Consider the following 26505-nt stretch of genomic DNA (forward strand, 5'->3'; position numbering starts at 1 on the left):
CAATAATGCTGCTGAATGAGGTCATGAGCACCCCCGAGAGCGAGCCGTCGGCCGAACCGGCCGCCGCGCTTCCCGCGGTCGCGCCGCACCTGCGGGCGCTGCGCCGCCGGGCAGGCCTGACCCTGGAGGCCGCGGCACGCGACGCGGGGCTGTCACCCGCCCACCTCTCCCGGCTGGAGACCGGGCAGCGTCAGCCCTCGCTGCCCATGCTGCTCTCCCTGGCCCGTATCTACGGTACGACCGTCTCGGAACTGCTCGGCGAGACGACCGCCGACCATGACACGGTGCTGCGTGCCGCCGACGCGGAGCCGACCGTCGCGGGCGGCTGGACGTACCGGCAGGCCGGCTCCCCCGGGCGCGGGATGCAGGCCCTGCGGGTCGAGGTTCCCCACGGCTCCCAGAGCGGCATCGTGCGGGTCCACCCGGGTGAGGAATGGCTGTACGTCCTCAAGGGACGGCTGCTGCTGCGCCTCGGGGACGCGCTGCACCGGCTGGCCCCGGGCGACAGCGCGCACTTCGACTCGCTGACCCCGCACCGTATCGCCGCTCAGGACCCCGACGGGGTCGAGCTGCTCTTCGTCCATACCCTGTTGCAGAGCCCCACGGCCGCCCTGTGCCTGGGCCCCACCCATGGAGATGTGTCATGAAAGACCTGGAGGAGAAGTTCCCTCGCGCCCTGTGGGTGAGGCTGTTCGTCTACGTCGTGGTGGGGCACCTCTTCGCGGGCTTCATCTATCTGCTGTTCGCGCTGGGCGCGAAGCAGTAGCCCTCAGAGCCTGTCCGGGCAGTGCCCCCGTGAGGCGCTGCCCGGACGGGCGGCTCCTCAGTCGAGCAGGCGCTCGCGCAGTCGCTCCCGGTTTTCGGGGGTGAGCCCGAGCGCCGTCTCGAGGTAGGGGTCCACGCCGCCCCAGGTCTCCTCGATGGTTTCCAGGGCGGCCGACAGATATTCGGCGCGGGCGTCGAACAGGGGGTCGAGCAGCTCCATGACCTCGGGGGAGTAGGCCGAGGCGGAGCTGCCGCTGCGACGCACCTTGTAGCGGCGGTGCTTGGCGTTGGACTTGAGGTAGTCGTCGAAGATCGCGTCCCTCTCCACGCCCAGGGCGAGCAGCGTCACCGCCACCGACAGGCCCGCGCGGTCCTTGCCCGCCGCGCAGTGCATCAGCGCGGGGACGCTGTCCTCGGCGAGCGAGCGCAGCACCCGGGAGTGCTCGGCGGTGCGTTTCCTGACGATCACGCGGTACGAGGCGATCATCCGGTCCGCCCCCTTGCCGTCGGCGAGGATCGAGCGCAGCTGGTCCAGGTCGCCGTCGCGGACCATTCTCCAGAACCGGGCGCCGTCGGCCGGGTCGCTCAGCGGCAGGTTCACGTTGCGCACGCCGGGCAGTTCGATGTCGTGGCCGTCCAGCTTCTGGTCGGCCGCGTTGCGGAAGTCGAAGACGGTGTGCAGCCCCAGGGAGGACAGGAAGTCGGCGTCCGACGCGGTGGCGTGGGCGAGATGACCGCTGCGGAACAGCACCCCGTGCCGTACCCGGCGGCCGTCCACGGTCGGCAGTCCGCCCACGTCGCGGAAGTTCCGCACTCCGGTCAGCTCGGGTTCGGTCGACGGGATGTGCTGCGTCACAGGGGCCCCTCCCTCTCGCCGCCGACGGGGAGGCGCCGGCGGGTGTCACTCGACGATACGACATGCCTGTCAGGGGCAATGAGTTGTCCGCGGATCGGTCGGCACGGGCGTTCCGAGCCAGCCGTCCGGCCGGAGCGGAGCGCCCCCGATCGGATGATTGAAGGCGCTTTGTCCGTTTGGTGCATTTAGGAATAAATCGACCCGACATAGAGGGAGATGGGGAGGGTGTGGTGAGCATCGTCATATCGGTGACGATGTGTTGTCGCCATGTTCACGTAATTCCGGCGTTTCGCAGGGGAATTCGGGGGTGCGGGAAATCCGGGACGACTCCGGGTGACGGAATTCAGGTGGATGGATCACGGAAAAGGGCCTTCGCTCGGAACATCGCGCTTGTCCCTTCGCGTCGTGGTCGCCTACGTTCGCCATCGATCCGGACGGACGCCTAATCCTGCCGCCGCCCGGAGCCCGCACACACTGACCCGTGTACGGCAGGAGCGGGGGACCCACAGGTACCACTGCCTGTTCCGGTCTCCGGAACAGGCTCGGGGTTAAGTCGCGTCTCGACGCGGCCGGGCATCTCCAGTCCGAACCCGACAGCTCACCTCGTAGGCGCCGGAGAGGAATTCGTCATGCCCGCAAAGGGTAAGCACCGCCGTCCCCGCGCTGTGCGCTTCACCCGCTCCATCGCCGTCGCCAGTGCTGGTGGCGCCGCGCTCGCCCTGCCGCTTCTCGGCGCCACCGGCGCGAACGCCGCCCCTGCGCAGGCGGCCCCGGAAAAGGTCGTCCAGTCGTTCTCCGTCGCCGACAAGAAGGCTGACGGCGAGAAGGCCGACAACGGCAGGAACGGCGGCGCCCGCACGTACATCGTGAAGGGCGGCGACTACCTGGCGAAGATCGCCGAGTCCGAGAACGTCGACGGCGGCTGGAAGCAGCTCTACGCCGACAACCGGGAGGCCGTGGGTGACGACCCGTCGCTCATCCACCCCGGTCTGAAGCTCTCGGTCGACGGCGAGGCCGCGACGAGCACGCCGAAGAAGTCGCCCTCCTCCGGCCCTGCCGGTTCCCTGGGTCTGCCCTCTTCGTCCGCTCCGTCCTCCGCGCCGAAGCAGTCCGCCGAGCAGTCCGCGCCGAAGGCCTCCTCCGGCGCCACGACCGCGAACCAGGCCGCGAACACCTCCGGTTACAGCTCGCCGGTGCCCGGTGGCAGCCTCGGCACCGCCTACAAGGTGGCCGGCAGCATGTGGTCCAGCGGCTACCACACCGGCGTCGACTTCGCCATTCCGACCGGCACCTCCCTGAAGGCCGTCGGCCCGGGCACCGTCGTCTCCGCGGGCTGGGCCGGTGCGTACGGCAACCAGGTCGTCATCAAGCTCGAGGACGGCCACTACGCCCAGTACGCCCACCTGTCCTCGCTGTCCGTCTCGGCCGGCCAGACCGTGAGCGGCGGCCAGCAGGTCGGCCTCTCGGGGTCCACCGGCAACTCGACCGGCCCGCACCTGCACTTCGAGATCCGCACCGCGCCGAACTACGGCTCGGACGTGGACCCGGTCGCCTACCTCGGTGCGAAGGGCGTCTCCATAGCCTGACCCCCGCGACGACCCGCCTGAAACACGCCGAAGGCCGGCCCCGGATCCCCGGGGCCGGCCTTCGGCGTGTTTCGCCCCTCAACGTTCTTGCCGACAGGGCTATTCCGGAATGGGGCAATGCTTCGGGAGTGGCTTATCTCACCGCGCGTCAACCCCTTCCTACGGTCGCGTAGGTCACATTCGAAAGGGAATCATGTCCCCTCGTGGCAGACGATTCGAAGAGTGACAGCACATCAGTGATCGGGTCGTACGTGGCGGTGGGGGACAGCTTCACCGAGGGCGTCGGCGACCCCGGCCCGGACGGGGCGTTCGTCGGCTGGGCCGACCGGTTCGCCGTACTTCTCGCCGACCGTCGCCCCGAAGGCGACTTCCGGTACACGAATCTCGCGGTGCGCGGGAAACTGCTCGACCAGATCATGGCCGACCAGGTTCCGCGGGCCGTCGAACTGGCTCCCGCACTGGTCTCCTTCTGTGCGGGCGGCAACGACATCCTCCGCCCCGGCACCGACCCCGACGAGGTGGCCGAGCGTTTCGAGCGGGCTGTGGCCGCGCTCACGGCGGTCTCCGGCACGGTCCTGGTGACCACGGGGTTCGACACCCGGGGCGTGCCCCTGCTCAAGCATCTGCGCGGCAAGATCGCCACCTACAACGGGCACGTGCGGGCGGTCGCCGACCGGTACGGCTGCCCGGTGCTCGACCTGTGGTCCCTGAGGAGCGTCCAGGACCGCAGGGCCTGGGACGCCGACCGGCTCCACCTGTCGCCCGAGGGGCACACGCGCGTGGCGCTCCGCGCGGGCCAGACCCTCGGCCTGGACGTCCCGGCCGACCCGGAGCAGCCCTGGCCCCCGCTGCCGCCGCGCGGCAACCTCGACGTCCGGCGGGACGACGTCCACTGGGCGCGCGAGTACCTGGTGCCGTGGATAGGGCGCCGGCTGCGCGGGGAGTCGTCGGGGGACCACGTGACGGCGAAGGGGACGCTGTCCCCGGACGACATCAAGGTGCGGATCGCCTCGGTGGCGTAACGCCGGACGCGGCGGGCACGGGGACGGGAGCGGGGTGCGGGAGCGGACGCCCGCGCCCCGCTCCCGAGAGGAACCGGATCGCCCCGGGCGGCCGGTTCCGTCCCGTCCGCCACTGCGGTACCGGGCTGCCCGCACATAATGGGATGTCTGACCGACTCCGCTGGGAGGCATCGTGGCCGGTTTCCGTTCCCAGAGCTCCGGGCTCCGTGCGCTCCGGCCCGCGGCCTTCGGCGCGGACCCGAGTGGGGAGCGCATGGAGCGCATCCGCAGATCCCCGCACTACCGGGACGGGGTGTTCCAGAACCCCGGGGGCCCCACCCGGCCCCGGTCCGAGGGCTCGGCCCGAGACCTGGCGAAGACCTACTTCGACAAGGAGACCCGGTACAACCGTGCGCCGCGCGGCACCGTGCCGGTGCACTCCACCACCCTCGCCGACCTGGCCCGCCCGCCGGCCACCGGGCTGCGCCTCACCTGGATGGGCCACTCCAGCGTCTTCACGGAGATCGACGGTCAGCGGGTCCTGTTCGACCCCGTGTGGGGCGAGCGCTGCTCCCCGTTCCCCTTCGTCGGGCCCCGGCGGCTGCACCCGGTGCCCCTGCCGCTGGCCGCGCTCGGCCCGGTCGACGTCGTGGTGATCTCGCACGACCACTACGACCACCTGGACCTGCCCACCATCAAGGCGCTGGCCGGCACGGACACGCTGTTCGCCGTGCCGCTCGGGGTGGGTGCCCATCTGGAGCACTGGGGCGTGTCCGCCGACCGGCTGCGCGAACTGGACTGGCACGAGGCGACGCGGGTCGGCGGGCTCACCCTCACGGCCACCCCGGCCCGCCATTTCTGCGGCCGGGGACTGCGCAACACCCAGCACACCCTGTGGGCCTCCTGGGTCGTGGCAGGTGCGGAGCACCGTGTGTACCACAGCGGCGACACCGGTTACTTCGACGGTTTCAAGGACATCGGCGCCGACCACGGCCCGTTCGACGCGACGATGATCCAGATCGGCGCGTACTCGGACTTCTGGCCCAAGGGCCGGCTGGACCCGGTCCCGGGACCCGGCTCCTGGCCCGAGATCCACATGAACCCGGCCGAGGGCATCCAGGCCCATCTGGACCTGCAAAGAGGCCGTCCGGACGGTGTCTTCCTGCCGATCCACTGGGGCACCTTCAACCTGGCGCCGCATCCCTGGGCGGAACCCGGAGAGTGGACGATGGCGGCCGCCGACGCGGTCGGTCAGCCCGCCGCCTTCCCCGTCCCGGGCATGCCGTTCGAGCCCGCGGGAGAGCTGCCGACGAAGACGTGGTGGCGGGAGGTGGGACACGTTCCGAACCACAAGTGGCCGCTGCCCGACCCCGTCACGGATCCCTCCGCTTCCTCCCTCGAGGACCTGGACCTGGTGGGGGAGGACTGACACAGGTCAGGAGCCCAGGAGTCATGGCCTGGGTTGCTACGGAGGGTAAGGATTCTGCGGACCTTCCTCGGGCGTGAAGGAACCCTGGGGGCCGCTGTGACGGAGAGGCCGCGGCCGCCGCAGCGGCTTGGGCGGGTGGACGTCGGAAGGGTGAGGGCCGGGGAGCGGTGAGCCCCCCCGGCCCTCGGTATGTGCCCGTGACCACTTCTGACCAGGTCGGATCGTTCTGTGGCCGTTCCCGGGTGACTCCCTGACGGGTTTATCGGTCTGTCGTACGAAGCCTCATACCAGAGTGGGACGCTGCCCGGGCAAGTTTGTCAACTGACCACCGCGCGTGATGCGGTGGTGACTACGGTGAGTGTCGGTCGGGCGCATCGCGCCCTGGGGCCATGTCCACCGGATCGGATCAGGGAGCGGGGACCGGTACGTGCAGGAAGAAGGCGGACGAGGGAGCCGACGGGGCGAGGAGTCCCGCCGGCCGGGCCCGGCCGGCGTCTCGGGCGCGACCGGCACCCGGAACCGACGGACCAGTACCGGTTCGAGGACGCCGATGCCCGGCTCCCGCGCTCCGGCCTCCCGCACGTACCGGCGGGAGGGCGGACGGCACGGACGCCCGCCCTCCCGGCCCGCCCCCGCGCCCCCCGAGACCCAGATACGGCCCCAGCTGCTGCGGCTCGCCGTGCTGCCGCCCGTCGCGGTCGCCCTCAGCGCCTGCGCGGCCGTGCTGTTCACGGTCCGCTCCACCGGGGTACGACCCGGCGCCACGCTGTGGGCCGTGCTCGGCGGCGCGGGGTCGGTGGCCCTCGCCGGCATCGTCATCGCCGCCGTGGCCGCCGACCGCGCCGCCCGCTCGGTACACGAGAGGGTGGAGAGCCTGCGCCGGAGCACGGCCCGGCGCGAGGCCGACCTGGGCGGCCTGGTGGACGCCCTGCGCCGGGGGGAGGGCCCGCCGCCACGGGGGCAGCGCGACAGGACGCCGGAGGACGCCGACGACTTCGACCTGCTCGCCGCCGACCTGTCCCGGGCACACGACGGCGCCGTCACCGCCGTCGTGCAGGCGTCCCAGCTCTCCAGCCAGGCGGGCAGCGAACAGAAACTCGAGGTGTTCGTCAACCTGGCCCGGCGCCTGCAGTCCCTGGTGCACCGCGAGATCTCCCTCCTCGACGAGATGGAGAACGAGATCGAGGACCCCGACCTGCTCAAGGGCCTCTTCCACGTCGACCACCTCGCCACCCGCATCCGCCGCCACGCCGAGAACCTCGCCGTGCTCGGCGGGGCCGTCTCCCGGCGGCAGTGGAGCAAGCCCGTCTCCATGACCGAGGTGCTGCGCTCGGCCATCGCCGAGGTCGAGCAGTACTCGCGGGTCAAACTCGTCCCGCCGATCGACGGCACCCTGCGCGGGCACGCCGTCGCCGACGTCATCCACCTGCTGGCCGAACTCGTCGAGAACGCCACGCTGTACTCCGCTCCGCACACCCAGGTGCTGCTCCGCGCCGGCCTCGTCACCTCCGGGCTCGCCGTCGAGGTCGAGGACCGCGGGCTCGGCATGCCCATGGGCGAGCAGGAGCGGATGAACGCCCTGCTCGCCGACCCGGATCAGGTCAATGTGGCCAGCCTGCTGGCCGACGGACGCATCGGTCTGTTCGTGGTCTCGCAGCTCGCGAAGCGGCACGGCATCCATGTCCGGCTGCAGAGCAACATCTACGGCGGAGTGCAGGCCGTGCTCGTCGTGCCGCAGTCACTGCTGGGTGCGGAGCCGTGGGTCGCGGGGCAGGGCACGGGACAGCCGCGAGAGATCGACGCGGTGCCGGGCGCGGAGTACGGCGGCGGGCCGACGTCCCGGCCCGGGCACCCCGTGCCCGCGCCCGGAGGCATCCCGCTGCCCGGGCCCGCCGGGTACGGGACCGGCCCGCTGCCCGAGCCGCAGACGGGCTCCGGACCCGGACCGCTGCAGGGGCCCGGAGCGCCCCGCACCCCGGTGCCGCATGCCGCGGGACCGCGGTCGCACCGCCGCGGCCACGCCACCGTTCCGGCCCCGTCGCCCCCCGACGGCGTGGCGCCACCCCTGCCGCTGCGCGGTGCCCGCGCGGTACGGCCCAACCCGGCCGAGGCGACGCCCGGCCTCGCCCCCGACGACCGGCGGACCCTCGCGGAGAACGGGGCGGGGGCCGCTCCCCTCACCCCGCGCGACGGCACGGTGCGCGGCACCATGGACAAACCCCGACTGCCCCGCCGCCGCGCCCAGGAGCACCTCGTGCCCCAACTCCGCGACGGCCCCACGCCGCGTCAGGAGACCGGACACGTCGCCGGTCACGATCCCCAGCTGATGGCGGCCTTCCAACGGGGCGTCAGCCTCGCCGAAACCCAACAGCCCACGGACGTCGGCCACATGGGGCGCGACGACATGGGGCGCGACGACATGGGGCGCGCCGACAACGCCGGTGAGCACATGGTGGGCGACCCCACGGCGTCCGTGTCCATGCTGCCCATGCTGCCGTCACGGCCCATGGAGGCCCACCCCACGGACCCGCTCCACACCACGCAGACCCGTGCCATGGAACCTCACGCCATGGAGTCCCACGCCATGGAGGCGCACCACGTGCCCGCGGTGTCCCGGGAAATGCGCGGTGTCCATGACGGGGTGCCCGCGCCCCGCACCGACCACACCGTCCGGGACGACGGGAGCGCACCCGCCGGATGAGCATGCCCGCACCCACCCCCAGCGCTCCCGCAGACCTTCGTACCCCAAGGAGTCGATCCACCATGGCGAGCGATGCGCCGACCGCCCACGTGTCCGATCTCGACTGGCTGATGAGCGGCCTCGTGCAACGGGTACCGCACACGTCGAGTGCCGTGCTGCTCTCCTGCGACGGGCTGGTGAAGTCCGTGCACGGCCTCGACGCGGACGGCGCCGACCACATGGCCGCCCTGGCCTCCGGCCTCTACTCGCTCGGCCGCAGCGCCGGTATCCGCTTCGGCGACGGCGGCGACGTCCGTCAGGTCGTCGTCGAGCTCGACTCGACCCTGCTGTTCGTCTCCACCGCCGGTTCCGGCACCTGCCTCGCGGTGCTGGCCGGCCGCGAGGCCGACGCGGCGGTGCTCGGCTACGAGATGGCGATGCTGGTCAAGAGCGTCCGGCCGTATCTGATGACCGCTCCCCGGCAGCCCGCCGTCGAACCCCCGGTGATGAGGCCTTGAACGTGGCGGCGGCCGGCGACGGCCCCTGGCTGGACGACGCGGCCGGGCGGCTGGTGCGCCCCTTCACTGTCAGCGACGGCCGTACCCGCCCCACCGTCGAACTCGACCTGATGTCACAGGTGATGGCCACCGGGGCCACCCCTTTCGGCTACCTCGGCCCCGAGCACGCGCAGGCGCTCGACCTGTGCCGCGCGCCCCTCCCGGTCGCCGAGGTCGCCGCCCATCTCAAGCTGCCGGTGGCCGTCACCAAGGTGCTGCTGGCGGACCTCGTCGACTGCGGGGGGCTCACCACCAAGCCCCCCGTGTTCGACCACAACCCGACGGACCGGGCCCTTCTGGAGGCAGTGCTCGATGGACTACGACGACAGCTCTGACCGCGGCGCCGGCACCGACCCGTTCCCCACCGCGCTCAAGATCCTCGTGGCGGGCGGGTTCGGCGTGGGCAAGACCACCTTCGTCGGCGCGGTCAGCGAGATCGCGCCGCTCAGCACGGAGGAACTGCTCACCACGGTCAGTGCCGCCACCGACCGGCTCGACGGCATCGAGAACAAGGTCGAGACGACCGTGGCGATGGATTTCGGCCGCATCACCCTGGACCAGGAACACGTGCTGTACCTGTTCGGCACACCGGGCCAGGAGCGGTTCTGGTTCATGTGGGACGAGCTCTGCGAGGGCGCACTCGGCGCGGTCGTCATCGCCGACACCCGGCGCCTGGAGGAGTGCTTCGCCGCCGTCGACTTCTTCGAGCAGCGCGGCCTCGGCTTCGTCATCGCCGTCAACGAGTTCGACGGCGCCTTCCGCTACGACCCCCAGGAGGTGCGCGCCGCCCTGGACCTGACCGACGAGATCCCCGTCGTGTGCTGCGACGCCCGGATCTCCAGCTCGGGCGTCCAGACCCTGCTGACCCTGGTACGTCACCTCATCGCCCACACCCCGACCCCCGCCACGGGATATGGCGCCCACATGTGATCCCCGCACACCGTCACGGAGCCCGTATATGCGTTTTGCCCACACCCAGGGAGCCCGCCCATGAGCTACGACCCGCCCCGCCCGGCCGGTCGTCTGCTGCTCACCCCCGAGGACAAGGAAGCCCCGGCCCGCACCCAACGGCTGCGCCGGCTGGGCCTGGGCGAGCGCCCCGAGCCCACGCTCGACGCCTTCGCGTACGGCCTCTTCGAGCTCACCGGGGCGGCGTACGCCATGGTCAACTTCCTGGGAGAGGACGGACAGTTCTTCGCCGGTCTGCACGCCCCGGCGGTCGCGCCCGTCGTCCGTGGCGACGGCACCGGCGCCCTGCTGGGCCGGGCACTGCCCCGCGACCACGGCTTCTGCCCCCATGTGGTGGCCCGGCGCAAGGCACTGGCCCTGGGCGACGTGAGCGACTATCCGCGGTTCGCGGGCAATCCGGTCGTGGACGAGTTCGGGGTGTGCTCCTACCTGGGCGCCCCGCTCATCGACAGCACCGGCATGGTGCTGGGCACCGTGTCGGTCTCCGACATCCAGCCGCGGGCCTGGGGGCAGGCGGGGCTCATTGCCATCAAGGAGCAGGCCGCGAATCTCGTCGTACGGCTCGAACGCCTCGAAAACCTCTGGGACCTCGAACACGGAGAGACCGACGGGCTGTCGTGGTGAACCCACGGGCCTGGTGGCGAGCCCACGGCCCGGTGGTGAGCATGGGGGCCGATGGGGTGACGGCGTGAAGGAAAGCTGTGGCCACGCTTAAGAAATCCTCGATGGACCGGTGAGGGTGGCGTACGGCAGATTGCAGTGCGAATCCACTCCGCTTCCCGGCCTGGGCTGCTCCGGCATGCCCGGGACCGGGACTCACCCTCAGGAGCCGTGGCGTTGAAGGCGCTCGTCAAGGAGAAGGCCGAACCCGGGCTGTGGCTCGCGGACGTTCCGGAGCCGGCCGTCGGGCCCGGTGACGTGCTGATCAAGGTGCTGCGCACCGGTATCTGCGGCACCGACCTGCACATCCGGTCCTGGGACGGCTGGGCCCGACAGACGATCAGTACTCCGCTGGTCCTCGGGCACGAATTCGTCGGCGAGGTCGTCGAGACGGGCCGGGACGTCGACGAGATCAAGACCGGTGACCGGGTCAGCGGCGAGGGCCACCTCGTGTGCGGCAAGTGCCGCAACTGCCTGGCCGGACGACGGCACCTGTGCCGCGCCACCGTCGGGCTCGGCGTCGGCCGCGACGGCGCGTTCGCCGAGTACGTCGCGCTGCCCGCGACCAACGTCTGGGTGCACCGCGTGCCCGTCGACCTCGATGTCGCCGCGATCTTCGACCCGTTCGGCAACGCCGTGCACACCGCCCTGTCCTTCCCGCTCGTCGGGGAGGACGTCCTGATCACCGGCGCCGGACCGATCGGTCTGATGGCCGCCGCCGTGGCCCGGCACGCCGGAGCCCGCCATGTCATGATCACCGACGTCAGCGAGGAGCGTCTGGAACTCGCCCGCAAGATCGGCGTGAGCCTGGCGCTGAACGTGGGGGAGTCGGCCATCGCCGACGGGCAGCAGATCCTCGGCCTGCGCGAGGGCTTCGACGTCGGCCTGGAGATGTCCGGCCGCCCCGAGGCGATGCGGGACATGATCGCCAACATGACCCACGGCGGCCGGATCGCGGTGCTGGGCCTGCCGACCGAGGAGTTCCCGGTCGACTGGGCCCGGATCGTCACCTCGATGATCACCCTCAAGGGCATCTACGGCCGTGAGATGTTCGAGACCTGGTACGCCATGTCGGTGCTGCTGGAGGGCGGCCTCGACCTCGCCCCCGTGATCACCGGCCGGTACTCCCACCGCGACTTCGAGGCGGCGTTCGAGGACGCGGCGAGCGGCCGCGGCGGCAAGATCATCCTCGACTGGACGTCCTGACCCCGGCACTCCCGTCCCGGGCACTCCCGTCCCGGGCACTCCCGTCCCGGCACCTTCCTCGGCATTCCCCTCATCCGCGAGCACCTTCATTTACCAGGAGCCTTCCCATGTTCGACTCCGTGCGCGACGACCTCCGCACCACCCTCGACGAGATCCGCGCCGCCGGACTGCACAAGCCCGAGCGGGTGATCGGCACCCCGCAGTCCGCCACCGTGAACGTCACCGCGGGCGGCCGGCCCGGTGAGGTCCTCAACTTCTGCGCCAACAACTACCTCGGCCTCGCCGACCACCCCGAGGTGCTCGCCGCCGCCCACGAGGCCCTCGACCGCTGGGGCTACGGCATGGCGTCGGTGCGCTTCATCTGCGGTACGCAGGAGGTGCACAAGGAGCTGGAGGCCCGGCTGTCGGCGTTCCTCGGCCAGGAGGACACGATCCTCTACTCGTCCTGTTTCGACGCCAACGGCGGTGTGTTCGAGACACTGCTCGGCCCGGACGACGCGGTGATCTCCGACGCGCTCAACCACGCGTCGATCATCGACGGCATCCGGCTGTCCAAGGCCCGCCGCTTCCGTTACGCCAACCGTGACATGGCGGACCTGGAGCGCCAGTTGAAGGAGGCCGCCGAGGGCGGGGCGCGGCGCAAGCTGATCGTCACCGACGGCGTCTTCTCCATGGACGGCCATGTCGCGCCGCTGGACGAGATCTGCGACCTCGCCGACCGCCACGACGCCATGGTCATGGTCGACGACTCGCACGCCGTGGGCTTCGTCGGGCCCGGCGGGCGAGGCACCCCCGAACTGCACGGTGTCATGGACCGCGTCGACATCCTCACCGGCACCCTCGGCAAGGCGCTCGGCGGTGCCTCCGGCGGCTATGTCGCCGCCCGCGCGGAGATCGTCGCCCTGCTGCGCCAGCGTTCCCGTCCGTACCTGTTCTCGAACACCCTCGCCCCGGTGATCGCGGCGGCCTCGCTGAAGGTCCTCGACCTGCTGGAGTCCGCGGACGACCTGAGGGTCCGGCTGGGCGAGAACACCACCCTGTTCCGCCGCCGGATGACCGGCGAGGGCTTCGACATCCTCCCCGGCGACCACCCCATCGCCCCGGTGATGATCGGCGACGCGGCCCGCGCGGGACGCCTGGCGGAGCTGCTGCTGGAACGCGGTGTGTACGTGATCGGCTTCTCCTACCCCGTGGTGCCCGAGGGGCAGGCCCGGATCAGGGTCCAGCTGTCCGCGGCCCACTCCACCGAGGACGTGAACCGCGTGGTGGACGCCTTCGTGGCGGCGCGGGCGGAGCTCGACGCCTGAGCGGAGCGCGCGGCGGCGTTCGAGGGGGTCTGAGAGAATCCGGTCTCATGATCGAGGCACGGCGGCTCCACATCCTGCGTGCGGTGGCCGACCACCGTACGGTCACGGCGGCTGCCGCCGCGCTGTATCTGACCCCCTCGGCCGTGTCCCAGCAACTCACCGCGCTGGAGCAGGAGACCGGCCACCGGCTGGTGGAGCGCAGCGCCAAGGGGGTACGGCTGACGCCGGCCGGCGAGATCCTGCTCGACCACACCCACGTGGTCCTCGCCCAGCTGGAGCGGGCCGCGGCCGAACTCGCCGCCTACAGTTCGGGCGCGGCCGGCACCCTCACCGTCGCCTCCTTCGCGACCGGGATCGCCCAGGTCGTCGTGCCCGCCCTGGTCCGCCTCGCCACCACGGCGCCCGGTATCCGCATCCACGTCCAGGACGCCGAGGGCGACGCCAGCCTGCCGATGCTGCTGGACCGGCAGATCGACGTCGCCGTGGCCGTCGAGTACCGGGGAGCGCCGTCCGCCGACGACCCGCGGCTGACCCACGTACCGCTGTACGCGGAGCCCTTCGACGCGGTCGTCCCCGTCACCCACCGGCTGGCCGACCTGCCCGAGGTGCCGCTCGCCGAGCTGGCCAAGGACCCGTGGATCGGCCCCTACCCCGGCAACCCCTGCCATGACGTACTCGTCCTGGCCTGCGAGAACGCCGGATTCCAGCCCCGTCTGGAGCACACTTCGGACGACTTCCGCGCGGTGGTGGCGCTGGCCTCGGCGGACGTGGGTGTCGCCCTGGTCCCGCGCTCGGCGCTGCGCGGCACGGACCTGACGGGCGTCGTCGTCCGCCCCGTCGACGGTGTGGCACCCACCCGCCGGGTCTTCGCCGCCGTACGCCGGGGAGCCGAGGAGCACCCGCTGATCCGCCCGGTGCTGGACGCGCTGAGCGAGGCCGCCGGCGCACCGTAGGCACCCGGCCCCCGTCTCGTGACCGATTGTCAGTGGCAGTCGCTACGGTGCCTGACATGCCGGATGCCGAAGACGTACGACGGATCGCCCTGTCCCTGCCGGACACCACGGAGAAGATCGCATGGAGCATGCCCACGTTCCGGGTCGCGGGGAAGATGTTCGCCACCCTGCCCGAGGACGAGACGTCCGTCGCCGTGCGCTGTCCCAAGGAGGAGCGCGACGAACTGGCCCTCGCCGAACCGGAAAAGTTCTGGATCGCGGACCATGAGGCGCAGTTCGCCTGGGTCAGGGTCCGCCTCACCGCCCTCGACGGCGAGGACGAACTGCGCGACATCCTCGCCGACTCCTGGCGCCAGGCGGCCCCGCCCCGGCTGCTCGAAGCGCATCCCCGGCTGGGGCTGCCGTCCGTGGGCTGAACACCGACGGGCGTTTCCGTTCGTTCACCCCGCGACGAAGTCCGCGATCCGCTCCCGGAGCGAGGCGGCGTCGAGACCGTGCGCGGCGACATGCTCCTCGAGCTGCCCGTACCGTCGCAGTTCCCGTCGCCCCACGCCCAGCCCGAGCACCCGGTGCGGTACGTCGGCCAGCGCGTCGTTGGCCGCCGCCGTCGACGTACCCGCCAGGTACGGCTCGACGAGGACGACGTCCGTCCCGGCGGTCCCGGTGGCCCGCCGCAGCGCGGCCGCGTCGAACGGCCGGATGGTGGTGGCGTACAGGACGGTGACGTCGAGCCCCTCCGTGGCCGCGAGGACGGCGTCCAGAACGGGCCCCACGGCGACCACCACTGCGGAGCGGCCCTCGCGGACGGTGCGAAAGCGCTCACCGTCCACCGGCAGCGGATGCGCGTTGGACTGCAGGGACAGCCGCACATACACCTTGTCGTCCGCGGCGGCCACCGCGTGCCGCAGCAGCGTCTCGGCCTCGTCCGGATGCCCCGGCACATGCACGGTCCAGCCGTCCAGGGTGTCCAGCAGCGCCACGTCACCGGGCGCCATGTGCGTGTAGCCGCCGGCCGGCCAGTCGAAGGACGCGGCGGCGCTCACCAGCACGGCACCCGCGTCCTGATGCCCGAGATCCAGCTTGACCTGCTCGAAGGGCCGCTCGACGAGGAAGCTGGCGAACGTGTGCACGACGGGCCGCAGGCCGGTGAGCGCCATCCCGGCGGCGGCTCCCACCAGGAGCTGCTCCCGGATGCCGACGTTGACGACCCGGTCCGGATGCCGGCGCAGTGCCTCGGTGAAGCCGTCCTTGCCGACCTCGGCGAGAACCACCGCGACCCGGGGGTCCTCGTCGAGCAGCCGGGTGACGACAGGGGCGAAACGGTCACGCATGGTGTCCACGGAAGTCAGTCCTTTCCATACCGCATATCGAAATCGACTGGAAGAAGGGGAGGTTTCACGCGTGCTTCGGCTCGACCCGGGCCACGACGACGTGCGGGCGGCCCGGATGCGGCGCGGTGAACGCGGCGTACAGCGCCTCGTGGTCACGGCCGTCGACGGTGAGCGCGGACCAGCCGGCCGCCTCGAAACGCGCGACGATCCCGCCGGGCCGGGCGTGGTGGGCGGAGGAGTTGTCGACGACGACGGTGTGCAGCCGTTCCAGACCGGCGGGCCCCGCGAAGGCGATCGCCTCGTGGTTGCTGCCCTCGTCCAGTTCGGCGTCCCCGATCAGCGTCCACACCCCCGGCCCGTCGAGCCCCTGCGCGCGCAGCCCCAGCGCCGTCCCGACCGCGATCGGCAGCCCGTGCCCCAGTGAGCCGCTGCCGATCTCGGCCCCCGGCACCAGCACCCGGTCGGGGTGGTGGCCGAGCGGGGAGTCGTACGAGCCGAAGCCCGGCAGCCACCCCACCGGCAGGAAGCCCTTGGCGGCCAGCACGGCGTAGTACGCCATCGGCCCGTGCCCCTTCGACAGCAGGAACCTGTCCCGGTCCTGGGCGTCCATCCGTTCCGGCGAGACCCGCAGCACCCGGTCGTAGAGCACCCACAGCACGTCCAGCGTGGAGGTGGCGGCCGGCCCGTGCTTCTCGTCGCCGGTCATCAGGCCCATCAGCCCCGGCAGATCCGCGAACCCGTATGTATGCGTGTGTTCCTCGATGATCGTCATACGGCGATCGTGCAACCTCAACCAAACTTCAGGTCAAGCCCCGCCGCGCAAACGGGTGCGCGATCACCGTCCTGAGTGCGGTATTGTTTCCGTGCACGTTGATCCGGGGGAATCCCCAGGTCAGACGGGCATCGGGACGTGGCGCAGCTTGGTAGCGCACTTGACTGGGGGTCAAGGGGTCGCAGGTTCAAATCCTGTCGTCCCGACCAGCTTGTAGCGGGTCGGAAGCCGCCTTCTCATGGATGAGGAGGCGGCTTTTCGTCGTACCCCGGTGTGGCGGTCGTACGATGTGTCGTCTGTGGGATGTGTTGTCGCCCCTTTGACGGGGAGCCATCGACAGGGAGCCATCGACAGGGAGTCGCTCATGACCACGGCACGGGACTTGATGATCGTCGCCCTCGACACCCCCTCCACCCCTCCCGTGGCGCAGGGTGAGCTGTCGCTCGCGCTCGCGGGAGCGGAGCTGATCGACCTCATGGACGCCGAGGCCGTCACCCTGGACGGGCAACTCGTCGTACCCGGGCTGCCGCCCGCCGACGGTGAGGGACTGCTGCGGGAGGCCGTGTCGTCGCTCGTGCGACAGGCGCCCTACGAACCCGTCGAGGACTGGTTGTGGCGCCGGGGCCGCGGCCTGGCCGCCGCCCATCTTGCCGACCTGGAGTCGGAAGGGCTGGTCGCCCGGCCGCGCGCCCGCCGGGTCTCCTTCCGGGCGGGGCCGCCGGTGCCGGCCGATTCGCCGGTCCGGGGCCGGGCGGCCGACCGCTGGGCGTCGCGTGAACCGGTGCTGGCCGGCCTCGCCGCCGCCGCGGGGATCGGGGAGCAGCCGGCCGAGGACCTGGTCGCCGAGCTCGCCGACGATCAGGTCGTGACCGTCCTGGCCGCCGTCAACGACGCCGTCATGGAGCTGGGGGCCGTACGGCAGCGGCGAGGCATCGAGGACGCGGCCTTCGACAACGTCTGGCGAGCCGTCTGACGCACCCCGCGGTCGATTCGCCCGCAGATGTCCTTGATGTCGCGCTGTGTGCTGCTTAGTGTTCGCCGGGTAAGCACCGCCGCGGGGCCCGACTCCCGTGCCGCCGTCCCGGAAGCGAGGTGTGGAGCGCGTGCACGCGATGCGCGGGGGCCGACCGGACTCGGGGAACCTCGGCGAGGGGCGACACCCCCGACACCCCCGACACCCCCGACACCCCCGACGACCTCGACGGCCGCGGCCGCGGATGCTGGTCGCGCTGACGCTGATGGCGTCCACACTCGCCGCCTGTGGCGGTGAACAGGAGGGCTCCGGCCGGACCACGCTCAACTGGTACAACTTCCCCGACGACTCCGGAGCCCTGCAGAAGGCCGCCGACCGGTGCGGCCGGGCATCGGGCGGTCGCTACCGGATCAGCTACAACAAGCTGCCGCGGGGCGCCGACGGCCAGCGCCAGCAACTGGTGCGCAGGCTCGCCGCCCAGGACGAGTCCATCGACATCATGGGCCTCGACGTCACCTGGACCGCGGAGTTCGCCGAGGCCCGCTGGATCCGGGAGTGGACGGGCGGGACGAAACGGCGGGCCACCGCGGGCACGCTGCGTGTCCCGCTGCGGACCGCCACCTGGAAGAACAAGCTGTACGCCGTCCCGTACAACACCAACACCCAGCTCCTGTGGTACCGCAAGGACCTGGTGCCCACCCCGCCGAGGACCTGGACCGAGATGCTGGACATGTCCCGCGAGCTCGCCCGGCAGGGGAAGCCCCACTACGTGGAGATCCAGGGCGCCCAGTACGAGGGCCTGACGGTCTGGTTCAACACGCTGGTCAACAGCGCGGGCGGTGCCATCCTCAACCCGAGCGCCACCGCGCCGTCCCTCGGCCCGCCGGCCGTCCGGGCCGCCTCCCTCATGCGCGACCTCGCCGACTCACCGGCCGCGGACCCCTCCCTGCCCAACCAGATGGAGGACCAGAACCGTCTCGCCATGGAGTCGGGGGTGGCGGCGTTCGAACTCAACTACCCGTTCGTCTATCCGTCGATGAAGGAGAACAACCCGCGGCTGTTCAAGGACTTCCGCTGGGCTCCCTACCCGCGCGTCGACCCCGGCCGCCCCGCCCGGCCCACCATCGGCGGCATCGACCTCGCCGTCAGTGCCCACTCCCGCCACCCGGACCTCGCCTTCGAGGCGGCCCTGTGCCTGCGCAACCGGGAGAACCAGCTCACCGCCGCACTCGACGGCGGACTGCCGCCCACCCTGCGCGCCCTGTACGACGAGCCGGCGTTCGAGAAGCAGTACCCCTTCTCCAAGGAGGTGCTGGCCGCTCTGCAGTCGGCGAGCGTGCGGCCGGTCACCCCCGTCTACCAGAACGTGTCGATCGCCGTCTCCCACACGCTGTCCCCACCGTCCGCCATCAAGCCGGAGAGCTCGGTCGACACCATCGGGGACCAGATCGACGACGCTCTGCGATCCGAGGGTGTGATCCCGTGAACCACCGCCTCCCGGACAAGAGCGGGAAAGCACTCTCGGCCGGCGCCAAGCAGGAACGGCGCCTCGGCTGGCTGCTGTGCGCGCCGGCCGTCGTCGTCATGGTCGCCGTGACCGCCTACCCCATCGGATACGCCGTCTACCTCTCCCTCCAGCGCTACGACCTGCGCTTCCCGGCCCGGGCCGAGTTCGTGGGCCTGAGCAACTACGGGGCGGTGCTGTCCTCCCCGTTCTGGTGGGACGCGTTCTGGGTGACGCTGTTCATCACCGCCGTGTCCGTGGTCGTCGAACTCGTCCTCGGCATGGCACTCGCCCTGGTGATGCACCGCACGCTCTTCTGGCGCGGCACGGTGCGCACCGCGGTCCTCGTCCCGTACGGCATCGTCACCGTGGTCGCCGCCTTCTCCTGGCAGTACGCCTGGACCCCCGACCTCGGCTACCTCGCCGAACTGCTGCCCAGCGGAGAGGCCCCGCTCACCGAACAGTGGTCCGCGCTCTGGCTGATCATCCTCGCCGAGGTGTGGAAGACCACCCCGTTCATGGCGCTGCTGCTGCTCGCCGGCCTCGCGCTGGTCCCCGAGGAGACCCTGAAGGCGGCCATGGTGGACGGCGCCTCCGCCTGGCAGCGGTTCACCAGGGTCGTACTGCCGCTGATGAAGCCGGCCATCCTCGTCGCGCTGCTCTTCCGCACACTGGACGCCTTCCGGATCTTCGACAACATCTACGTCCTGACCTCGGGCGCCCACGGCACGGGCTCCCTGTCGATCCTGGGCTACAACAACCTGTTCACCGCGCTGAACCTGGGCATCGGGTCGGCGATCTCGGTCCTGATCTTCCTCTGTGTCGGGATCATCGCCTTCACCTTCGTCAAGCTGTTCGGCGCCGCCGCACCCGGTGCGGAGGTGAAGCGCTGATGGCCGCAGCGGGCAGGACGCACGCGACCCGCTGGGGCGTCGTCAACGTGGTCGTGGTGCTGTACGCCCTGTTCCCGGTGTGGTGGATCGCCGCGCTGTCGTTCAAGGACCCCGGCACCCTCTCCGACGGCGACTACATCCCCCGGGACTGGACCTGGGAGAACTACCGGGGCATCTTCGAGACCTCCCAGTTCACCCGGGCACTGATCAACTCGATCGGCATCGCGCTGATCGCCACGGTGATCGCGGTGGCCCTGGGCACCATGGCCGCCTACGCCGTGGCCCGGCTGCGGTTCCCCGGCAAGCAGCTGCTCATCGGGATGTCGCTGCTGATCGCCATGTTCCCGCCGATCTCCCTGGTGTCGCCGCTGTTCGAGATCGAGCGGGTCATCGGGATCTTCGACACCTGGATCGGGCTCATCATCCCGTACATGACCTTCTCGCTGCCGCTGGCGATCTACACCCTGTCGGCGTTCTTCCGGGAGATCCCGTGGGACCTGGAGAAGGCCGCCAAGGTGGACGGCGCCACGCCCGCGCAGGCGTTCCGGCTGGTCATCGTGCCGCTGGCCGCGCCGGGCGTGTTCACCACCGCCATCCTGGTGTTCATCTTCTGCTGGAACGACTTCCTGTTCGCGATCTCGCTGACCTCCACCGAGTCCGCGCGGACGGTGCCCGCCGCGATCGCGTTCTTCACCGGCAGCTCGCAGTTCCAGCAGCCCACCGGGTCGATCGCCGCCGCCGCCGTGGTGATCACCATTCCCATCATCATCTTCGTCCTGTTCTTCCAGCGGCGGATCGTGGCCGGACTGACCTCCGGGGCGGTCAAGGGGTGACCGGGCCCGCACCGAGCCACCCCGCACCCCACCCGGCCCCGGCCGTCCGAAGGCCCGTCACGAAGGCCCGTCACGAAGGCAAGGAGGCACCACCCATGGCCGAGATCGTCCTCGAGGGCGTCACCAAGCGTTTTCCCGACGGATCCGTCGCCGTGAAGGACGTGGACCTCGCCATCGCCGACGGCGAGTTCGTGATCCTGGTCGGCCCGTCCGGATGCGGCAAGTCCACCACCCTGAACATGATCGCCGGACTGGAGGACATCACCGAGGGCACCCTGCGCATCGGCGGCAAGGTCGTCAACGACCTCGCGCCCAAGGAGCGCGACGTCGCCATGGTGTTCCAGAGCTACGCCCTGTACCCGCACATGAGCGTGCGCGAGAACATGGGCTTCCCGCTGCGTCTGGCGAAGGTGGACAAGGCCACCGTCGCCGGCAAGGTCGAGGAGGCCGCGCGGGTCCTCGACCTGAGCGAGTTCCTGGACCGCAAGCCCGCCAACCTCTCCGGCGGCCAGCGTCAGCGGGTGGCGATGGGGCGGGCCATCGTCCGGGACCCCAAGGCGTTCCTGATGGACGAGCCGCTGTCCAACCTGGACGCCAAGCTGCGGGTGCAGATGCGCACCCAGATCTCCCGGCTGCAACGCCGCCTGGGCACCACCACCGTCTACGTCACCCACGACCAGACCGAGGCGATGACCCTCGGCGACCGGGTCGTGGTCATGCGGCAGGGCCTGGTCCAGCAGATCGGCACGCCCGCGCAGCTCTACGGCCTGCCGCGCAACCTCTTCGTCGCGGGCTTCATCGGATCCCCGGCGATGAACTTCGTCGGCGCCGCCCTGGAGGCCGGCGTGCTGCGCTCCCCCCTGGGCGACCTGCCGCTCGACGACCGTACGCGTCAGGCGCTGGAACGGCGGAACGCGCCGCGCGACGTCATCGTCGGACTGCGTCCCGAGGCCTTCGAGGACGCGGCCCTGGCCCGTGAGCCGGGCGGCCCCGTCCTCACGGCCACCGTGGACGTGCTGGAGTCGCTCGGTTCCGACGTGTACGTCTACTTCGGCGCCGAGGGCGGACCGGTGACGACCACCGAACTGGAGGAACTCGCCACCGACTCCGGTCTGCGCGACACCGGCGCTGGGGCCGCGCAGCAGATCGTGGCCCGGCTGAACGCCGCCACCCGCGCCCGTGAGGGAGCGCCCGTGGAACTCCGGGTCGACATGGGCAAGGCGCATGTCTTCGACCCCTCGACCGGGGCGAACCTCACCCACCCGGAGAGCAGGGACGCCCCCTGACCCCGCTCGCGCCGTTCCCGCCGGGTCAGCTCACGCAGCCCGCGTGGGCCAGCGCCTGCTTCAGCAGCACCCCGTGCCCGCCCGGCATCTCGCTCTGCACGGCCTCCGACAGGGCCTCCTGCGGGCTGAACCACACCAGGTCGAGGGCGTCCTGCCGGGGCCGGCAGTCACCCGTCACCGGCACGATGTAGGCGAGGGACACCGCGTGCTGACGCGGGTCGTGGTACGGCGTGACGCCGTGCGTGGGGAAGTACTCCGCCACCGTGAACGGCTGGAGCGACGCCGGGATCCGGGGCAGCGCCACCGGGCCGAGGTCCTTCTCCAGGTGGCGCAGCAGCGCGTCGCGGACCCGCTCGTGGTGCAGCACCCGGCCGGAGACCAGCGTCCGGCTGACCGTGCCGTCGGGTCCGATGCGCAACAGCAGGCCGACGCTGGTGACTTCGCCGCTGTCGTCGACACGGACGGGGACGGACTCGACGTACAGGATCGGCATGCGGGCACGTGTCATCTCCAGTTCGTCGGAGGACAGCCAACCCGGCGTGGTTTCGGTCGTGTCAGACATCGCTTGATCATACTTTCAACGGTTCGGGCTTGCGGGGTGCCGGCCGCTCCGCGGCGGTGTGTCCTCCTCAAAGGGCTCGGCCGGATCGGATCGACGGCCGTGTCTCGACGGTCGCGTCAGGGTTGCACGGCGTCAAGGTTTCACGGCCACCGCACCGTACTGCGGTACGACGACCGCGGCGTCCGCCTCGGCACGCCACCGCGAGCAGGACACCAGGCCGGGCTCGACCAGGTTCAGCCCCTCGAAGAACGCGGCGATGTCCTCGGCACTGCGGGCGGTGATCGGGGGAGTGGCGTTCTCGTTCCAGAACTCCATCGCGGGGACCTGGTTCTCGCCGCCGACCTCGGCGTCGGAGGTGGGGTGGGTGAGCACGAGGAAACTGCCGGAGGGGACGGCGGCCATGATCCGCCGTACGATCTCACGGGCCTCGCCGGTGTCGAGGACGAAGTTGAGGATGCCCAGCATCAGCACCGCGACCGGACGGTCGAAGTCGAGTGTGACGGCGGCCCGTTCGAGGACGGCGTCCGGGTCGTGCACGTCGGCGTCGATGTAGGCGGTCGCGCCGCCGTGGCCGCCGGTGAGCAGGGCCCGGGCGTGGACCAGCACGGTCGGGTCGTTGTCGACGTAGACGACCCGGGAGTCGGGCGCGATCCGCTGCGCGATCTCGTGGGTGTTGTCCGCGGACGGCAGCCCGGTGCCGACGTCGAGGAACTGCCGCACCCCGCGCTCACCGGCCAGATACGTGACGGCCCGGCCCAGGAACTCCCGGTCCGCGCGGGCGATGTCCCGGATGACCGGGATGATCGAGGCGACCTGGTCACCGACCCGCCGGTCGACCTCGTAGGTGTCCTCGCCGCCTATCCAGTGGTTCCACACGCGCGCGTTGTGCGCGACAGAGGTGTCCAGCCGGGCCGGGACCCTCGGCGGGGTGTGGCTCTCACCCACGTCTCTCGCCCTCCCTCGCTCCTCCGGCCGGATCCGGCCGTCGCGGTCATTGTGCCGCGCGATGATCACCCTGTCCCGGGAATGGGCGAGCGGGACAGGGGAGCGGGAGCGAGAGAGGGCGGGGGAGCGGGTAACGGGGCGCCGAGGTGAGGGCGCCGCATGCGTCTGTCAGGAGCCGAAGGGGGTGTTCTCCGCCTCGAACATCCAGCGCAGTTTCTCCAGTTCGGCGGTGACGGAGATCAGCAGGTCCTGGGTGACCGGGTCCGCCTTCTCCGTGGCGTCGACGCGCTCGCGCAGCCGTACGACCGCGGTCCCCAGCGCCTCCGTCATGACCCGCACGGCGTCCTCGTCCCGCAGCCAGCCCTCTTCGGGGACGGGCAGCGAGAAGACCTTGGCGACGGTCTCCGGACGGCCGTCCGGCGGCACACCGAGCGTCGCGGAGCGCTCCGCGACCGTGTCGGCGCCGGTGCGCACGGCCGAGACCACCTCGTCCAGCTGGAGGTGGACCGAACGGAACCGCGGACCCACGACGTTCCAGTGCGCCTGCTTGCCGATCAGGGAGAGGCCGAGGAGATCCACCAGGGTGCTCTGGAGTGCCTCGCAGGCGATTCGGCGGTCCTCGTCGGGCAGCGTGCTCCGCACAACGGTCATGGGGTGGGGGCTCCCTTCACGTTTTCGTCTTTCTCGTCCGACCGCGCAGGTGCCCCGGACGCTCCGGCGCAAACACGACGACTCCCGCGGTGCGCGGTCCGGCGGGTGGGCGGTGGCGGCAGGACCATCAGGCGAGACGGTGCTGACCGCGATCATCGGGGGACATAGCATCGGTCCCCGCAATGAACACGATGACGCTCTGGGACCTCAACGGCTGGCAATTCGCCGCCCTCGCCTTCGCGGCCCTGCTCGTAGGCTTCTCCAAGACCGCCGTGAGCGGGGCCAACACGGTCAGCCTCGCCATCTTCGCGGCGATGCTGCCCGCCCGCGCCTCCACCGGCGTACTGCTGCCCATCCTGATCGCCGGGGACGTACTCGCCGTCCTCACCTACCGGCGGCACGCCCACTGGCCCACGCTGTGGCGGCTGTTCCCGGCGGTCGCCGCGGGCGTCGTGGTCGGCACCGCCTTCCTGATGTGGGCGGACGACGAGGCCGTACGGACGTCGATCGGGGCGATCCTGCTGCTGATGGCCGGGGTGACGGTGTGGCGGCGACGAGCCGCGGAGAGGACCGCGAAGGGGGGCGGCGCCGAGGACGAACCCGACGCGGTCACCTCCCGGGCCGGCAAGCTCAAGGCGCGCTCGTACGGCGTGCTCGGCGGTTTCACCACCATGGTCGCCAACGCGGGCGGACCGGTGATGTCCCTGTACCTGCTCTCCGCGGGCTTCCGGAAGCTGGGCTTCCTGGGCACGTCGGCCTTCTTCTTCCTGATCGTCAACACGTCCAAGGTGCCGTTCAGCGTGGGCCTCGGACTGATCAACGCGGAATCGCTGCTGCTCGACGCGGCGCTCGTCCTGTTCGTCGTGCCCGGAGCGTTCCTCGGCAGATGGGCCGTGAGCCGGATCGACCAGGTGCTCTTCGAGCGGCTGGTGATCGCGGCGACGGTGGTGGGCGGCGTGCAACTGCTGGTGCACTGAGCCGGGAGCCGGGAGCCGGGAGCCGGGAGCCGGGAGCCGGGAGCCGGGGTGCGGTGGGCGCCGGACCTACCGTGAGCCGAGAAAGGGCTCCTTGCCGTTGCTTTGATCATCAAGTGATCTCGGCAATCCCGGTGTTTCCACCGGAATGGTCCGTAACGGTCTCACCCGAGCGCGAGTTGCGCGCCGATGTCCTGTTGACGGTCTCCCGTTTCCGTCCCGGCCCGGGGGCCGGGGGCCCAGGTCCACGCGGTCTGGTAGTGCACGCCGTTGCGTGCCGCCCACTCGGAAAGCTTCACGCCGTGAGGATATTTGCTGAGGATGACTGATATTCACTGAAAGAAATGGGAACTACTGTTCACCCTCCGTCTGCGGAAAGTCCTGGTGCCGGAACCGGCTGGGGGCCGCCGTGCGGCCGACCGTCGCCGCCAGTTTGCGCAGCCGTCGCCAGTCCAGACGCGGTGGCGCCGGCGTGACCCCGGGCCGCTTGCGGGGGACGCGGACCCGGAGCGCGCCGGGTGCGATACGGCAGCGGACGGGCGCCGGCAGCACCAGGGCCTCCCCGTCGACCCCGGCCTCTATCTCCGCACGGTCCCCCTCGATGACCACCTCGGAGGCGGTCAGGATGGTGAGCCCGCTCGGCGCGGGGTCCAGCAGCAGCGCGGCGGCGTGCACCGCGCCCTCCACCTTGACGCCGAGGACACCGAGTACGCCCGAGTCGAGCCGATCCCGTCGGCCCAGGCCGAAAGGATCGTCGGTGCGGTAGGGGTTGTTGCTGACCAGCACCGCCTGCGGGGCGTCGAGTGTCGTGTCGCCGACGCGGGCGACCAGTCGGGGACCCTGCTGCCCGGTGAGCAGGTCGGGCAGCAGCTCCAGACTGGTGCCGATCTTGTCGTCCCGGTAGGCCGGGCTCTGCACGATCGACGCGTACGCGCCGAAGGACGCGTTGTTCACGAAGGGCCGGTCACCGGCGAAACCGAGATCGACGCGCAGCTCCACCCCGTCGGTGAGCGCGTCCAGGCAGGCGGCCGGATCACCGCGGTCCAGGCCCAGGTCCAGGGCGAAGTGGTTGCGGGTCCCGGCGCTGATGACCAGGAACGGGATGCCGTGCTCGGCGGCCACGGCCGCGACCAGTGCCTGCGTGCCGTCACCGCCGGCGGCGCCCAGCAGATCGGCGCCGTCCGCGAGGGCGTCCCGGGCCAGAGCGGTCACGTCGTTCTGCACCTCCGGATCGAGCAGGACGACCCGGGCCCCCAGGCGTTCCGCCTTCTCCCGCAGGCCGAACCGGCCCACCTTTCCGCCGCCCGACCGGGGATTCATGATGAGCACCGGCCGCCGGGGCGGCGGTGTCCGCCGCTCTCTCTGCCGATCCCGCAGCCGCTCGCTTCCCGTCCCCCGCAGCGCGTACCGGCCGCTCCACACGGCCAGCCCCCACAGGGCCAGCGACAGCGGCAGCGCCCAGAACAGGGTGACGGCGAACAGCGTGACGACAGCCGCGGGCACACACAGCGCCACCAGCCCGGCCACCCAGCGCAGCGGACCCCGCAGGGTCAGCGTCCACCACAGGGCCGCGGCGCTCACGGCGAGGCCCGCCGCGCCGCAGAGCAGCAGCGCCAGCCCCCGCAGGCCTCCGTAGAGGAGCGGGAACAGCACCGCGAGCGTGGCCGCGGCCAGCGCCACCCGCGCGGACCACCGCTGGACCCGGTAGGCCCGCCTGCTCAAGTCCACGGCCATGACTCCTCCAGTCGCCGGCGTCATCGTAGGACGTACGGGGGCACGGGCGTCGCCGACATTCGCGTCCTGGTCACGGCA

General features: G+C 71.3%; 28 protein-coding genes, 1 tRNA gene and 1 riboswitch. Of the genes, 21 read left to right on the forward strand and 8 right to left on the reverse strand.

What is annotated here, in order from left to right; all coding sequences use genetic code 11:
* Positions 1–23: 23 nt before the first annotated feature.
* Complete coding sequence (locus ACVW19_RS30660) at positions 24–647, forward strand: helix-turn-helix domain-containing protein (protein WP_457463504.1); 624 nt, start codon at positions 24–26, stop codon at positions 645–647.
* Positions 644–766, forward strand: coding sequence for a DUF6126 family protein (locus ACVW19_RS30665; RefSeq protein ID WP_457463505.1), 123 nt, complete (start codon positions 644–646; stop codon positions 764–766). Before ACVW19_RS30660 ends, ACVW19_RS30665 begins: the two co-directional genes overlap by 4 nt.
* 57 nt (positions 767–823) lie before the next feature.
* Here ACVW19_RS30665 and ACVW19_RS30670 read toward each other — a convergent pair whose 3' ends face one another.
* Positions 824–1621, reverse strand: a complete 798-nt coding sequence (locus ACVW19_RS30670; protein ID WP_457463507.1) for a tyrosine-protein phosphatase — start codon at positions 1619–1621, stop codon at positions 824–826.
* A 462-nt stretch (positions 1622–2083) separates the two neighbouring features.
* Positions 2084–2248: riboswitch (cyclic di-AMP (ydaO/yuaA leader) on the forward strand.
* A 2-nt stretch (positions 2249–2250) separates the two neighbouring features.
* On the opposite strand from ACVW19_RS30670, the gene ACVW19_RS30675 reads away from it, so the two are divergent.
* From ACVW19_RS30675 to ACVW19_RS30730, 12 genes are all read left to right on the forward strand, one after another.
* Complete coding sequence (locus ACVW19_RS30675) at positions 2251–3207, forward strand: LysM peptidoglycan-binding domain-containing M23 family metallopeptidase (RefSeq protein WP_457463508.1); 957 nt, start codon at positions 2251–2253, stop codon at positions 3205–3207.
* Positions 3208–3443: 236 nt separating this feature from the next.
* Positions 3444–4229 (forward strand): SGNH/GDSL hydrolase family protein, encoded by a 786-nt coding sequence (locus ACVW19_RS30680; protein WP_457464853.1) that lies wholly within the window; start codon positions 3444–3446, stop codon positions 4227–4229.
* A 172-nt stretch (positions 4230–4401) separates the two neighbouring features.
* On the forward strand, positions 4402–5637 hold the full coding sequence (locus ACVW19_RS30685) for an MBL fold metallo-hydrolase (RefSeq protein WP_457463510.1): 1236 nt from the start codon (positions 4402–4404) through the stop codon (positions 5635–5637).
* A 550-nt stretch (positions 5638–6187) separates the two neighbouring features.
* Entirely contained in the window at positions 6188–8338 is a 2151-nt protein-coding gene (locus ACVW19_RS30690; protein ID WP_457463512.1) for an ATP-binding protein, read from the forward strand.
* Positions 8339–8400: 62 nt separating this feature from the next.
* A complete protein-coding gene (locus ACVW19_RS30695; RefSeq protein ID WP_457463513.1) occupies positions 8401–8835 on the forward strand; it encodes a roadblock/LC7 domain-containing protein in 435 nt (144 codons plus the stop codon).
* A gap of 2 nt (positions 8836–8837) precedes the next feature.
* Positions 8838–9209: a DUF742 domain-containing protein gene (locus ACVW19_RS30700; protein ID WP_457464855.1), complete on the forward strand. Its 372-nt coding sequence runs from the start codon at positions 8838–8840 to the stop codon at positions 9207–9209.
* The gene (locus ACVW19_RS30705) at positions 9187–9804 is read left to right on the forward strand and encodes a GTP-binding protein (RefSeq protein WP_457463515.1); all 618 of its coding nucleotides are present in this window, start codon (positions 9187–9189) and stop codon (positions 9802–9804) included. Before ACVW19_RS30700 ends, ACVW19_RS30705 begins: the two co-directional genes overlap by 23 nt.
* A 60-nt stretch (positions 9805–9864) precedes the next feature.
* Positions 9865–10467: a GAF domain-containing protein gene (locus ACVW19_RS30710; protein WP_457463516.1), complete on the forward strand. Its 603-nt coding sequence runs from the start codon at positions 9865–9867 to the stop codon at positions 10465–10467.
* Between the two features lie 213 nt (positions 10468–10680).
* Entirely contained in the window at positions 10681–11709 is a 1029-nt protein-coding gene (gene tdh, locus ACVW19_RS30715) for an L-threonine 3-dehydrogenase (RefSeq protein ID WP_457464857.1), read from the forward strand.
* A 107-nt stretch (positions 11710–11816) separates the two neighbouring features.
* Positions 11817–13016 (forward strand): glycine C-acetyltransferase, encoded by a 1200-nt coding sequence (locus ACVW19_RS30720; RefSeq protein ID WP_457463517.1) that lies wholly within the window; start codon positions 11817–11819, stop codon positions 13014–13016.
* 47 nt (positions 13017–13063) lie between these two features.
* Positions 13064–13969, forward strand: a complete 906-nt coding sequence (locus ACVW19_RS30725; RefSeq protein WP_457463518.1) for a LysR family transcriptional regulator — start codon at positions 13064–13066, stop codon at positions 13967–13969.
* A 56-nt stretch (positions 13970–14025) separates the two neighbouring features.
* Positions 14026–14385, forward strand: a complete 360-nt coding sequence (locus ACVW19_RS30730; RefSeq protein WP_457463520.1) for an MmcQ/YjbR family DNA-binding protein — start codon at positions 14026–14028, stop codon at positions 14383–14385.
* Positions 14386–14409: 24 nt separating this feature from the next.
* Here the strand turns inward: ACVW19_RS30730 and ACVW19_RS30735 are convergent, their stop codons facing one another.
* On the reverse strand, positions 14410–15309 hold the full coding sequence (locus tag ACVW19_RS30735) for a transketolase family protein (RefSeq protein WP_457463522.1): 900 nt from the start codon (positions 15307–15309) through the stop codon (positions 14410–14412).
* Positions 15310–15364: 55 nt separating this feature from the next.
* Positions 15365–16072, reverse strand: coding sequence for a transketolase (locus tag ACVW19_RS30740; protein WP_457463523.1), 708 nt, complete (start codon positions 16070–16072; stop codon positions 15365–15367).
* 132 nt (positions 16073–16204) lie between these two features.
* Between ACVW19_RS30740 and ACVW19_RS30745 the strand changes: the two genes are divergently transcribed.
* The 6 genes from ACVW19_RS30745 to ACVW19_RS30770 all read left to right on the forward strand — a co-directional run bounded on the left by ACVW19_RS30745 (position 16205) and on the right by ACVW19_RS30770 (position 21561).
* A tRNA-Pro gene (locus ACVW19_RS30745) sits at positions 16205–16281 on the forward strand.
* A 155-nt stretch (positions 16282–16436) separates the two neighbouring features.
* Positions 16437–17045, forward strand: a complete 609-nt coding sequence (locus tag ACVW19_RS30750) for a GPP34 family phosphoprotein (protein ID WP_457463525.1) — start codon at positions 16437–16439, stop codon at positions 17043–17045.
* A gap of 265 nt (positions 17046–17310) precedes the next feature.
* Entirely contained in the window at positions 17311–18531 is a 1221-nt protein-coding gene (locus tag ACVW19_RS30755) for an ABC transporter substrate-binding protein (protein ID WP_457463527.1), read from the forward strand.
* The gene (locus tag ACVW19_RS30760; RefSeq protein WP_457463529.1) at positions 18528–19442 is read left to right on the forward strand and encodes a carbohydrate ABC transporter permease; all 915 of its coding nucleotides are present in this window, start codon (positions 18528–18530) and stop codon (positions 19440–19442) included. The genes ACVW19_RS30755 and ACVW19_RS30760 overlap by 4 nt, the downstream gene beginning before the upstream one ends.
* A complete protein-coding gene (locus ACVW19_RS30765) occupies positions 19442–20275 on the forward strand; it encodes a carbohydrate ABC transporter permease (RefSeq protein WP_457463530.1) in 834 nt (277 codons plus the stop codon). Before ACVW19_RS30760 ends, ACVW19_RS30765 begins: the two co-directional genes overlap by 1 nt.
* A 95-nt stretch (positions 20276–20370) precedes the next feature.
* Positions 20371–21561: an ABC transporter ATP-binding protein gene (locus ACVW19_RS30770; RefSeq protein WP_457463531.1), complete on the forward strand. Its 1191-nt coding sequence runs from the start codon at positions 20371–20373 to the stop codon at positions 21559–21561.
* A gap of 25 nt (positions 21562–21586) precedes the next feature.
* Here the strand turns inward: ACVW19_RS30770 and ACVW19_RS30775 are convergent, their stop codons facing one another.
* From ACVW19_RS30775 to ACVW19_RS30785, 3 genes are all read right to left on the reverse strand, one after another.
* Complete coding sequence (locus ACVW19_RS30775) at positions 21587–22123, reverse strand: NUDIX hydrolase family protein (protein ID WP_406724166.1); 537 nt, start codon at positions 22121–22123, stop codon at positions 21587–21589.
* A 132-nt stretch (positions 22124–22255) separates the two neighbouring features.
* The gene (locus ACVW19_RS30780) at positions 22256–23068 is read right to left on the reverse strand and encodes an SAM-dependent methyltransferase (protein ID WP_457463534.1); all 813 of its coding nucleotides are present in this window, start codon (positions 23066–23068) and stop codon (positions 22256–22258) included.
* A 168-nt stretch (positions 23069–23236) separates the two neighbouring features.
* A complete protein-coding gene (locus ACVW19_RS30785) occupies positions 23237–23719 on the reverse strand; it encodes a Dps family protein (protein ID WP_457463536.1) in 483 nt (160 codons plus the stop codon).
* Positions 23720–23901: 182 nt separating this feature from the next.
* On the opposite strand from ACVW19_RS30785, the gene ACVW19_RS30790 reads away from it, so the two are divergent.
* The gene (locus tag ACVW19_RS30790) at positions 23902–24696 is read left to right on the forward strand and encodes a sulfite exporter TauE/SafE family protein (protein WP_457463537.1); all 795 of its coding nucleotides are present in this window, start codon (positions 23902–23904) and stop codon (positions 24694–24696) included.
* 161 nt (positions 24697–24857) lie between these two features.
* Here the strand turns inward: ACVW19_RS30790 and ACVW19_RS30795 are convergent, their stop codons facing one another.
* Positions 24858–24992 (reverse strand): hypothetical protein, encoded by a 135-nt coding sequence (locus tag ACVW19_RS30795; protein WP_457463538.1) that lies wholly within the window; start codon positions 24990–24992, stop codon positions 24858–24860.
* A 52-nt stretch (positions 24993–25044) separates the two neighbouring features.
* Entirely contained in the window at positions 25045–26427 is a 1383-nt protein-coding gene (locus tag ACVW19_RS30800; RefSeq protein WP_457463539.1) for a diacylglycerol/lipid kinase family protein, read from the reverse strand.
* Between the last annotated feature and the right edge of the window lie 78 nt (positions 26428–26505).

The organism is Streptomyces sp. TE5632 (assembly GCF_054061295.1).

Bases quoted from the DNA above. Each gene is read 5' to 3' on its own strand.
- ACVW19_RS30660 (WP_457463504.1), top strand. From the start codon at position 24: ATGAGCACCCCCGAGAGCGAGCCGTCGGCCGAACCGGCCGCCGCGCTT.
- ACVW19_RS30665 (WP_457463505.1), top strand. From the start codon at position 644: ATGAAAGACCTGGAGGAGAAGTTCCCTCGCGCCCTGTGGGTGAGGCTG.
- ACVW19_RS30675 (WP_457463508.1), top strand. From the start codon at position 2,251: ATGCCCGCAAAGGGTAAGCACCGCCGTCCCCGCGCTGTGCGCTTCACC.
- ACVW19_RS30690 (WP_457463512.1), top strand. From the start codon at position 6,188: ATGCCCGGCTCCCGCGCTCCGGCCTCCCGCACGTACCGGCGGGAGGGC.
- ACVW19_RS30695 (WP_457463513.1), top strand. From the start codon at position 8,401: ATGGCGAGCGATGCGCCGACCGCCCACGTGTCCGATCTCGACTGGCTG.
- ACVW19_RS30705 (WP_457463515.1), top strand. From the start codon at position 9,187: ATGGACTACGACGACAGCTCTGACCGCGGCGCCGGCACCGACCCGTTC.
- ACVW19_RS30710 (WP_457463516.1), top strand. From the start codon at position 9,865: ATGAGCTACGACCCGCCCCGCCCGGCCGGTCGTCTGCTGCTCACCCCC.
- ACVW19_RS30720 (WP_457463517.1), top strand. From the start codon at position 11,817: ATGTTCGACTCCGTGCGCGACGACCTCCGCACCACCCTCGACGAGATC.
- ACVW19_RS30725 (WP_457463518.1), top strand. From the start codon at position 13,064: ATGATCGAGGCACGGCGGCTCCACATCCTGCGTGCGGTGGCCGACCAC.
- ACVW19_RS30730 (WP_457463520.1), top strand. From the start codon at position 14,026: ATGCCGGATGCCGAAGACGTACGACGGATCGCCCTGTCCCTGCCGGAC.
- ACVW19_RS30740 (WP_457463523.1), bottom strand. From the start codon at position 16,072: ATGACGATCATCGAGGAACACACGCATACATACGGGTTCGCGGATCTG.
- ACVW19_RS30750 (WP_457463525.1), top strand. From the start codon at position 16,437: ATGACCACGGCACGGGACTTGATGATCGTCGCCCTCGACACCCCCTCC.
- ACVW19_RS30755 (WP_457463527.1), top strand. From the start codon at position 17,311: ATGGCGTCCACACTCGCCGCCTGTGGCGGTGAACAGGAGGGCTCCGGC.
- ACVW19_RS30765 (WP_457463530.1), top strand. From the start codon at position 19,442: ATGGCCGCAGCGGGCAGGACGCACGCGACCCGCTGGGGCGTCGTCAAC.
- ACVW19_RS30770 (WP_457463531.1), top strand. From the start codon at position 20,371: ATGGCCGAGATCGTCCTCGAGGGCGTCACCAAGCGTTTTCCCGACGGA.
- ACVW19_RS30775 (WP_406724166.1), bottom strand. From the start codon at position 22,123: ATGTCTGACACGACCGAAACCACGCCGGGTTGGCTGTCCTCCGACGAA.
- ACVW19_RS30785 (WP_457463536.1), bottom strand. From the start codon at position 23,719: ATGACCGTTGTGCGGAGCACGCTGCCCGACGAGGACCGCCGAATCGCC.
- ACVW19_RS30790 (WP_457463537.1), top strand. From the start codon at position 23,902: ATGAACACGATGACGCTCTGGGACCTCAACGGCTGGCAATTCGCCGCC.
- ACVW19_RS30800 (WP_457463539.1), bottom strand. From the start codon at position 26,427: ATGGCCGTGGACTTGAGCAGGCGGGCCTACCGGGTCCAGCGGTGGTCC.